This is a genomic window from Pontibacter aydingkolensis (assembly GCF_019443125.1).
Taxonomy (GTDB): domain Bacteria; phylum Bacteroidota; class Bacteroidia; order Cytophagales; family Hymenobacteraceae; genus Pontibacter; species Pontibacter aydingkolensis.
Window position 1 is genome coordinate 24491 of sequence record NZ_JAHYXK010000016.1, and the last position, 10024, is coordinate 34514.

Below are 10024 nucleotides of genomic sequence, written 5' to 3' on the forward strand. Positions count from 1 at the left end.
TTAGTTTATCTCCTGTGCTAATTGTAAAGCGCGGCGCAGCGCCATTAGTTTATTGTCTACCTCCTGCAGCTCACTCTCCGGGTTAGAGGCGGCCACAATACCAGCACCCGCCTGAAAGTATAGCCTATAATCTTTACTCAGGAAAGATCGGATCATGATGGCGCTGTTGAAGTTGCCGTTAAAGTCGAGGAAGCCGATGCAGCCGCCGTAGAAAGCGCGGTTGGTGGTTTCATACTTGTCGATGAGTTGCATGGCTTTATGTTTGGGCGCACCAGAAAGTGTACCAGCCGGAAAAGTGTTGGCTACCATCTTCAGCGCATCTTCCTGGTTGTGAAGCGCGCCAGATACTTTAGAAACCAAATGGATCACGTGCGAGTAGAACTGTATCTCGCGGAAGGTCTCTACCTCTACGCTGTGACCGTTACGGCTCAGGTCGTTGCGGGCCAGGTCTACCAGCATTACGTGCTCCGCATTTTCTTTGGGGTCCGCTAGTAATTTCTCAGCTAATGCAGCGTCAGCGGCATCATCGCCGGTTCTCCTGAAAGTGCCTGCAATCGGGAATATACTTGCTTTCTGGTCTTTGATCACCAACTGTGCCTCAGGCGAAGAGCCGAAAATCTTAAAGCTGCCGTAGTCGAAGTAGAACAGGTATGGTGAAGGGTTAATAGAACGCAGGGCACGGTACACGTTAAACTCATCACCCTGAAAGCCCTGCGCAAAACGGCGCGACAGCACCAACTGGAACACGTCGCCACGGAAACAATGCTGCCTGGCCTTTTCGATGTTCTTCAGGAAATCTTCCGCGCTGATGTTATGTTCTTCTTCTCCTGTTGCCTTAAAAGTATAACTAGGAATGTTGCGGCTGTTCAGCAGCGCTTCCAGTTGCGCAATGCCATCGTCGACGCCCTGGTTATAGTTATGTGCAAAGATGTATGCCTCATTGGTAAAGTGGTTGATAGCGATGATGTGGCGGTAAACTGCATAGTATAAATCAGGAATACCGGCACGGCCCTCGCGCATGGTCAGATCTATGTCTTCGTAATAGCGCACTGCATCATAGCTCATGTAGCCAAACAAGCCATTATGTATAAAGCTGAATTTCTTGTTCTCCTCTACCTCAAAGCTCCTGGAAAAAGCGGCAAGTAGCCCCGGCACATCTGTTTCTTTCGTAATTGCTGTCATACGTGCGTTGCCATCCGGGAAAGTCTCCGTCAGTATTTCGTTTTCTGCTTTTATACTTGCCATTGGGCTGCAGCAGATATACGAAAAGCTATTTTCTGCACCGTGGTAGTCGGAGCTTTCGAGCAGTATGCTGTTAGGGAATTTGTCGCGCAGCTTCAGGTACACACTTACTGGGGTAAGCGTATCGGCCAAAAGGCGTTTGTAGGTGGTGGTTATTTTATACTTACTCATGATGCATGTTTGGGCTAAAACTGGGCTAAAAGAAAAAAGGCCTGCTGTTCTTTGTGAACAGCAGGCCTTTGGTACCTTTAGGTTAATGCTTTATGTATAATTACTTCATACTTGGCATAGATAGGCTGTTCACGATACTTTGCGTAACGTGCCACCACCATGCCATATGAAGATTCTGAACCATTTTTGTTATTTTAGTAAAGACTTTATTAGTCTTGTGTTGCAAAAGTAACAGCAAAATCTTTAAGACCAAATTTTTCAGAAGATTTATTTAACCTTCTGTGTCCTCCGGTTCAAACAAGTCATCCAAATCGGTGTCAGCAAGCAGCGTATCAGGATCTACCCCACATGTATTCTGTATCAGGACCTCATAAAATTGAATACACGTTGCAAAAACATCAATAGCAATACGCTCATTCACATTATGGACAAGTTGTGCAATTTCACGGTTAACCACCTGGGGCGCGAATCGAAAAATATTAGTGGTAAGATTGGTATAATGCTTTGCGTCTGTTCCGCCCGGGAAAAGCGCAGGAACTACTCGTGCCTTTGGAAAAACATCCTTAATTGAGTTCTGCAATGCCCCATAGATCCAGGTATTGGTTACAGTAACCGGCGAAGGCGGCGTATAATCACCATACATTTCAACCTGCACCCGATCATCTGAAATAGCCTTCCTGATATGCCGCATCACAGATTTGTCATCTTCACCATTTAAAATCCTGACATTGAATGTAGCGCTGGCAACTCTTGGCATCACATTATCCTTTTGACCGGCCTGCAATATGGTTGGCGTCATTTTAGTACGAATAAGCGCATCTGTTGCCTGGTCCTGAGCCAGCATTTTAAGGATCTTGCCTTTAAATAGCCAATAATGCCTTACCGCAAATTGCTGCTTCCCTCCCATTATTTCTGCCATAGCTTCTACAGTCTCAAGGGTAGTAGTGGTCATTCGGGACTTAAATGGATTTTCCTGTAGCCTTATAATGGCTCGGCTCAAAATCTCGATCGGAGAATCTTTTGGCGGGGCAGATGAGTGGCCACCCTCACCTTTTACAGTCAACTTAAAATTCAGAGTACCCTTTGCAGCTGTACCTACCAATGCCAGTTGCTGCTTTACGCCTGGTATTACATCTTCAACAACAGCCAGTCCTTCATCAAAAACTGCCTCCAGTTTTATATTTCGCTTTTCTAAGACTTCGCTGATTTTGCCTGCGCCGTTTTCTCCACCAATCTCTTCATCATGCCCAAATGCCAGGTAAATTGTCCGCTCTGGTTGATAGCCTTCTGAAAGCAAACGTTCAACTGCTTGTAGTATGGCAATTACACGGTACTTGTCATCTAGTGTGCCCCGTCCCCAAACATAACCATCCTTAATACTGCCATGATAGGGTTTCTCTTGCCATTCACCTCCAGAGGCCTCCTCTACCGGAACGACATCCATATGAGCACTTAAAAGTAAAGGCTTTAGTGCGGACTTTGTTCCTTGCCAGGTATATAGCAGGCTATATTCGTTAATTACCTCTTTGCGTAGTTTTTTTTGCACTAAGGGAAATGCTTCAGCCAGGTAAAGGTGCAGATTCAGGAAACCTTCCTTGTTATAATCCGCATCATTAACAGATGAAACGGTTTGTATCTGGATGGCACCTGAGAGTTTTTCAGCTATTATTTTTCTTTGGATTTGATGCTCGTTTAAAACAATGCGTTGCGCTGAAACTAGGTTAACACTTGCAACGAGGACTACAAAAAGTAAAAGCTTAAAAAACCTACCCATAAACAACAATTCTATAACTGGATGCTACAAGAAAGGAAAGGCTTTACAAAAAGCTTGTCCTGTTATTTAAATATACACAATATGTATTTAATCGTACGTTAATATCGTGCAACTGTTAAATAGCTGTACTCTAAAATATAGTTCTTTTTTAATTTTTGAGGCAGAAAAACAGTGCAATTTTACTTTTCAGCATTCTGATAAACTTCAAGAAAAGTTTGCTTTAAAGTATAATTGGTTTGTAGTTTTGCCCTCCATTCGCATCAAAATAAGTGTAGTAAAATGAAATTGATCAGAAACGAACTTCTTTACCGTGACGATCATATAGCTATAGAGTATAACTTCATAGAGGACTGGATCTATGTGAACTGGCGCGGTTATCAGAACTATGATACCGTTGTTGCGGGCTGTGAAAAAATGCTGGAGTTAATGAAATTCCATGCATGCTACAGAATCCTGAATGACAACACCCGGGTTGAAGGACAGTGGTCTGCCGCATCAAAATGGGGCAGCGATGTGTGGCTTCCGGCTATGCGTGAGGCTGGCCTGCAATGGTTTGCATGGGTATATTCCCAAAGCGTGTTAAGCCGTTTATCTACCGACAAAATGGTTAAACTGGCAAAAAACCCAGACTACGTTAAAGTATTTGATCATACAGACCTGGCCGAGGATTGGCTGCGTTCTAAAGTATAAATCACTTTTAAGTATAACTATAAAAGCAACAAAGGGCACCATAACTGGTTCCCTTTGTTGCTTTTATAGCCTGTATATACCACTACAATATGCCTTTTGTACTTGGTATCGAAGTATCGTCCGGGTTTCGTTCTACTGCCATTCTGATGGCTCGTGCAAATCCCTTAAAAATTGCCTCGATTTTATGATGCTCGTTATCGCCTTCCACTTTTATGTTCAGATTAGCCTTGGCAGTATCTGAGAACGACTTAAAGAAGTGAAAGAACATCTCTGTTGGCATGTCTCCAACCTTCTCACGTTTGAATTCGGCATTCCAGACAGCCCATGGACGACCACTGAAGTCGATAGCCACTTGAGCAAGTACCTCGTCCATTGGCAACAGAAAGAAGCCATAGCGGCTTATTCCCCGCTTATCACCCATGGCTTGCAGGAAAGCTTCGCCGAGGGCCAGCCCCGTATCCTCTATGGTGTGGTGCTCGTCTATGTGCAGATCACCTTTTACCTGGATATTCAGGTCTATTTTAGCGTGCTTTGCCACCTGCTCCAGCATATGATCAAAAAAACCTAGTCCGGTACGAATATCCATTTTACCGCTGCCATCCAGGTCCAGATCAACCTGAATATCAGTTTCAGAGGTGGATCTGCGCACACTGGCGCGGCGGGTTGGCTTCTGTTGCTTTAAAAAAGTATAAATCTCATCCCAGTTCTCCGTTGTCAGTGCAGCGCCTTCTGCCTTGCTGCTTCCGATAAAAATAGCCTGAGCACCTAAATTCTGAGCCAGCTTCACATCCGTCTGGCGATCACCTATCACAAAGCTATTGGCAAGGTCGTACTCCCCAGCGAGGTAACGCTTCATCATGCCAATTCCCGGTTTCCGCGACTCTAGACCCTCGTGCTCAAAACTGCGGTCGATCAGAATATCTTCAAACTTGATTCCTTCAGTCTCTAAAATCTCCAGCATCTTATTTTGGTAAGGCCAGAAAGTATCCTCCGGATAAGAATCGGTTCCCAGGCCGTCCTGGTTGGTCACCATTACAAACTCGTAATCCAGTTCCTGGTAAATTTTGGCGAGGTTACTGATGGACTTTGGCACAAAAGCGAACTTCTCGAAAGAATCTACCTGATAATCAGTTTTCGGCTCAATTAGTACGGTGCCGTCGCGGTCTATAAATAATGCTTTTTTCATATTTATGTCTATGACTCTACGACTAAGGACTATGTGACAAAAGAGATACATAGAATCTCTTTAGTCCTTTGTCAAACAATCTTTTGTCTAAATTTTAAATTCTGCTATTGCCTTTAATAATTCCTGGTTCTCTTCGAGGGTGCCAACAGATATGCGCAAACAGCCCTCACAGCCTTTTAAGCTGGATCTATTTCTAACTACAATGCCTTTATCTAGCAAGTAGTTATACAAACCTGTTGCATCTGTTACTTTAACAAGTATAAAATTAGCGTCAGACGGGTAAACAGACTCGACAACCTTTAGTTGTGGGAGAGCTGACATTAGCAATTCTCGTTCCTGCACGATCTCCTCTACCATGTCTTTCAGCACCTCCGTTTTATCCAGTGCCTGCAGTACAAGTTCCTGGGTAGCTTCGTTTACATTGTAAGGCGGCTTTATTTTATCCAAAATAGCGATCAACTGCTTTGAGCCAAAAGCCATACCCAGACGCAGTCCGGCCATACCCCATGCTTTAGAAAAAGTCTGCAACACCACCAGGTTCGGATAGTCTTCTAACCTAGTAGTCCAGCTTGGGGCAGTGGCAAAATCGATATAAGCTTCATCAACTACCACAATGCCTTCAAAATTATCCAGTAGCGTTTCTATACTTTCCGGGTTGATGCTGTTACCGGTTGGATTATTGGGTGAGCAGATGAACAGCAGTTTTGTCTCTGGTTTTATACTTTGCACCACCTCACCTACGGGTATCTGGAATTCAGGTGTTAACTGCACTGTATCGATGCGCACATCGTTCAAATTAGCTGATACTTCGTACATGCCATACGTTGGCGGCAGGCAGAGCAGGGCATCTATACCTGGTGTACAGAAAGCGCGTAGCAGCAGATCTATGGCTTCATCGCTTCCATTTCCCAGAAATATCTGTGACGGTTTTACTCCTTTGATCTCTGCAATAGTTGTTTTTAACTTGTGCTGATGCGGGTCCGGATAGCGGTTATAATTTTCACCTGCCAAACTGCCCAGGTTATTCTCATTGGCATCCAAAAAAACATTCGCATTGCCTTTAAACTCGTCACGAGCGGATGCGTAGGGCTTCATCCGGAGCACGTTCGGGCGGACTATACTTTCTAAGTTAAACATTGTTGATCTCCTTAAGTCTGATAGAAACTGCGTTTTTGTGTGCCTGTAGACCTTCAGCCGCTGCCATTACCTCAACAGTTTTACCAAGGTTCTGTAAGCCAGCCGGTGTAATGTGCTGGAAAGTGATCTTCTTAACAAAGCTGTCTAAGGACACACCGCTGTAGGCTCGTGCATACCCGTTGGTTGGTAAAGTATGGTTGGTTCCAGAAGCATAATCGCCGGCAGACTCTGGGGTGAAATTACCCAGGAAAACAGAACCGGCATTTTCCACGCCCTCGGCTATACTTTCATAATCTTTAACGGCAAGTATAAGGTGCTCTGGCGCGTACAGGTTAGAAAAAGAAAGCATCTGTGCAGCATCAGGCAACACAATGGCCATACTGTTTTCCAGCGCCTTAGAGGCAAACATCTCACGTGGAAGTTCAGCTAATTGCTTCTCTACTTCTTCTGTAACAGCATCAAGTAAAGGTTCAGAAGTTGTAAGTAATACTACCTGCGAATCGGCACCGTGCTCGGCCTGCGACAACAGATCAGCAGCTACAAAAGCCGGGTTAGCAGTTTCATCGGCCATTACCAACACCTCAGATGGGCCGGCTGGCATATCGATGGCTACTCCAGCCCTGCTTACCATTTGTTTGGCTACGGTTACATACTGGTTACCCGGTCCGAATATCTTACTTACAGCAGGTACGCTTTCGGTTCCAAAAGCCATAGCCGCAACCGCTTGTGCACCGCCTGCCTTAACAATCCTGTTAATGCCCAGCAAGTTTGCTGTGTAAAGTAAGGCAGGATGTATACTTCCGTCTTTAGCAGGAGGTGTGCAAAGTATAATGTCTTCGCATCCGGCAAGCTTAGCGGGTACTCCTAACATCAGTAAGGTAGAAAACAAAGGCGCTGTGCCTCCGGGTATGTATAAACCCACTTTTTGGATGGCCACACTTTTTCGCCAGCACAACACTCCAGGCATTGTTTCTACGGGTTGCATGTTTTCTGCCTGCTTTGCATGAAACAGACGGATATTGTTGTAAGCCTGAAGTATAGCCTCTTTTAGTTCTGTATCAATCAAATCAGCAGCTGCAGCTAACTCCTCTTCAGATACCAAAAGTTGAGCAGGCCTTACGCCGTCATACTTTTGAGCAAGTTGTAGCAGCGCCTCATCACCAAGTTCCTGCACTAGTTTAAATGTCTGCTTTATGCCCGACTCCAGTTCCTCGAGATCCTTTACCGGTCTTTTAGCAAGTTCAGCCCAGGTACTGGCGTCGGGGTTAACTATCTTACGTATCATTTGATCATCTTTTCTATAGGTACTACTAATATACCTTCTGCACCAGCATCTCTCAGTTTCTCAATAATATCCCAGAAATCATCTTCGTTTACAACTGAGTGCAGCGAGCTCCATCCTTCTTCTACCAACGGAATTATTGTCGGAGACTTGATGCCAGGTAAAAGCTTTGTGATGGTTTCTATTTTATCGTTTGGTGCATTTAGCAAGATGTACTTAGCGCGTTGCGCACGCTGTACAGCATGTATCCGGAATAACAGTTTGTCGAGTATGGCGCGTTTCTCCATTGACAGGTTTTGATTGGCTATAAGTACAGCCTGCGATTTAAATACCCGCTCAACTTCTTTTAAACCGTTGCTTATCAGTGTGCTGCCCGAACTTACAATATCACAGATGGCATCAGCCAGGCCTATACTTGGTGCAATTTCCACAGAGCCGCTGATCGTATGAATATGCGCCTGCACCCCTCTTTCGTCCAAGTAAGCCTGTAGCAAGTTTGGATAGGATGTTGCAATGTTTTTACCCTGCAGGTCTGAGATATCAGAATAATCATCAGCTTTAGGCACAGCCAGCGACAAACGGCACTTTGAAAAGCCTAAAGATTCTACTGCCAGTTGCTGCATGCCTTCCTCTACCAGCACATTCTCGCCTACAATCCCAATATCTGCAACACCATCAGCCACATATCCTGGAATATCATCGTCACGCAGGTATAGGATTTCGAGTGGGAAATTAGTGGACTCTGTTTTTAGCTTAAGGCTGCTGTTAATAAAGGAAATACCACATTCCTTTATCAGCTTTAGAGATTCTTCACTTAGTCTGCCTGACTTTTGAATGGCAATACGAAGCATATGTATAAGTTTTGGTTTAAGTATAAAATAGAAACCTTGCTTTGCTTAACGGCAAAGTATATAAGGGTATCAAAAACCCAGCGGGGGCCATATGGTTATTTTATTCCTCTTACGAGGAATGATGGATGTGATGGAAATGCACAGTAGAGCCGGTAACAGCAGGCGCTGCACAGGTAGAAAAGTTGATATGGCTCTTTGTGATGTTCATTAGATGTTGCAAAGGTATTAGAATTTTGGTTTAAACCGAATATTGGAAAAAAAGTTTTTCGGTTCCTGATTTTGCCTTTCTTAAAATGAGAAGTGCCGGCCCCTTTACAGGAACCGGCACTTCTCATTTTAAGAAAGGCAATAAACCCTCAGGATTTACTTCTTCAGGATCATTTTTATACTTTGTGAACGAGAGCTTGTAACGAGTCTGGCAATGTAGATACCCTCTGCCATACTTCTGCCATCAACCTCAAACTCATAAAGTTTATCAGCCTCTGCCACACCCATGCTAACTTTCATCACTAAAGCACCCTTCACGTCATAAACATCCAGTGAGTAGCTTTCTTCTTTATTAAGTGAGAAAGCAATGGTTGTTCTGTCGGAGAAGGCGTTAGGGTAGTTGTAGAATGTGCCTTGTTCTTCAAGAGCCGGTTTGGCTTCTGTTATCAGTTTACTGGAGGTGCTGGTTTTACCAACAGATTTCACTTCGTGGATTACGATGGAGCCGCCGCCGAGTGCAGTAGAGGCATCTGAGTTTTCGTCAGCACCTAAACCATTATCATAAATAGTGCTTCCATTCTTTGTAATTTTAATACGGAATTTATCAGGACCACTACCTCCATTCCAATGACCGTCGATAGCCGTAATAGAGAATTTATATCCAGAAGCTCCATTCACTGTACCTTCTCCGCGATACATGGCTTTAGCGCCGGCTATCACTAAAGAGCCTGATTCATGGAAAGAACTCTTGAAATTTATACCTCCTGCGCTAAACTGGAATTCAGTATTACCATCTACTTGCGAGCTGCCTTTCTTATATTTAGACACAAAACCGAAGTTTGCTTTGCCTGTAATTGATGGATTAGATGATAAAGCTCCTGCCGGAGAATTGATCCAGCCTCCGCCGGTTATAAAACCACCTTCCGGATCGTAGATTGGCAGATAAACCACCGAAGACACAGAGCAATTGCCCCCTCCTGCCGATGCCGTAACTGCATACACGTTAACCGCAAGCTTGCCCAGGTTAAAGGTAGCAACACCAGAAGGATCACTGGTAGCAGTGGCTTTTACTGTACCATCAAACAAGAGATCTACAGCTACACCTGCAATATCGTTAGTGCCATCTTTTACAGTTACCTTAATCAGTACATCATCATGGATGCTGCGCGGGGTATTGGCGTCGCTGGCGTCAAGTGTAAGGCCATTAATGGTAAGCACTCCGTTTTTATACGTTGTATTATAGTTGCTTAACTGAGGATCAGAACTTGCAGGAATAACAGTAGTACCTTCAATGGTGTAGCTAGTAGCAATCACTTCTCTATTTACAGCGCCAGTTACTGAGCAGCTATAACCTGTCAAAGGATTAATCTGTCCGCAGTACTTGCTCATGCTTGGAGCGGTGATGGTGGCGTTGGCCTTACCGATCGTGAAGGTCTTGCTGTCGGAAGAGGCAAGGTGGTTGGCAGTCTCAGCATAGCTGAAGC

General features: G+C 44.5%; 8 protein-coding genes. 1 reads left to right on the plus strand and 7 read right to left on the minus strand.

Annotated elements, in window-relative coordinates; genetic code table 11:
* Nucleotides 1-1413: an anthranilate synthase component I family protein gene (locus tag K0O23_RS15870; protein WP_219878433.1), complete on the minus strand. Its 1413-nt coding sequence runs from the start codon at nucleotides 1411-1413 to the stop codon at nucleotides 1-3.
* A 271-nt stretch (nucleotides 1414-1684) separates the two neighbouring features.
* Nucleotides 1685-3187, minus strand: coding sequence for a M20/M25/M40 family metallo-hydrolase (locus K0O23_RS15875; RefSeq protein ID WP_219878434.1), 1503 nt, complete (start codon nucleotides 3185-3187; stop codon nucleotides 1685-1687).
* Between the two features lie 279 nt (nucleotides 3188-3466).
* Between K0O23_RS15875 and K0O23_RS15880 the strand changes: the two genes are divergently transcribed.
* A complete protein-coding gene (locus K0O23_RS15880) occupies nucleotides 3467-3877 on the plus strand; it encodes a hypothetical protein (RefSeq protein WP_219878435.1) in 411 nt (136 codons plus the stop codon).
* Nucleotides 3878-3959: 82 nt separating this feature from the next.
* Here K0O23_RS15880 and hisB read toward each other — a convergent pair whose 3' ends face one another.
* The 5 genes from hisB to K0O23_RS15905 form a co-directional block, all read right to left on the minus strand.
* Nucleotides 3960-5063: a bifunctional histidinol-phosphatase/imidazoleglycerol-phosphate dehydratase HisB gene (gene hisB / locus K0O23_RS15885; protein ID WP_219878436.1), complete on the minus strand. Its 1104-nt coding sequence runs from the start codon at nucleotides 5061-5063 to the stop codon at nucleotides 3960-3962.
* Nucleotides 5064-5150: 87 nt separating this feature from the next.
* Entirely contained in the window at nucleotides 5151-6200 is a 1050-nt protein-coding gene (gene hisC, locus K0O23_RS15890; protein ID WP_219878437.1) for a histidinol-phosphate transaminase, read from the minus strand.
* Entirely contained in the window at nucleotides 6193-7482 is a 1290-nt protein-coding gene (gene hisD, locus K0O23_RS15895; RefSeq protein ID WP_317195704.1) for a histidinol dehydrogenase, read from the minus strand. The genes hisC and hisD overlap by 8 nt, the downstream gene beginning before the upstream one ends.
* The gene (hisG, locus tag K0O23_RS15900) at nucleotides 7482-8333 is read right to left on the minus strand and encodes an ATP phosphoribosyltransferase (RefSeq protein ID WP_219878439.1); all 852 of its coding nucleotides are present in this window, start codon (nucleotides 8331-8333) and stop codon (nucleotides 7482-7484) included. Before hisG ends, hisD begins: the two co-directional genes overlap by 1 nt.
* A 363-nt stretch (nucleotides 8334-8696) precedes the next feature.
* Nucleotides 8697-10024: T9SS type A sorting domain-containing protein (locus K0O23_RS15905; protein ID WP_219878440.1), on the minus strand; the 1328-nt coding region annotated here is incomplete at its 5' end.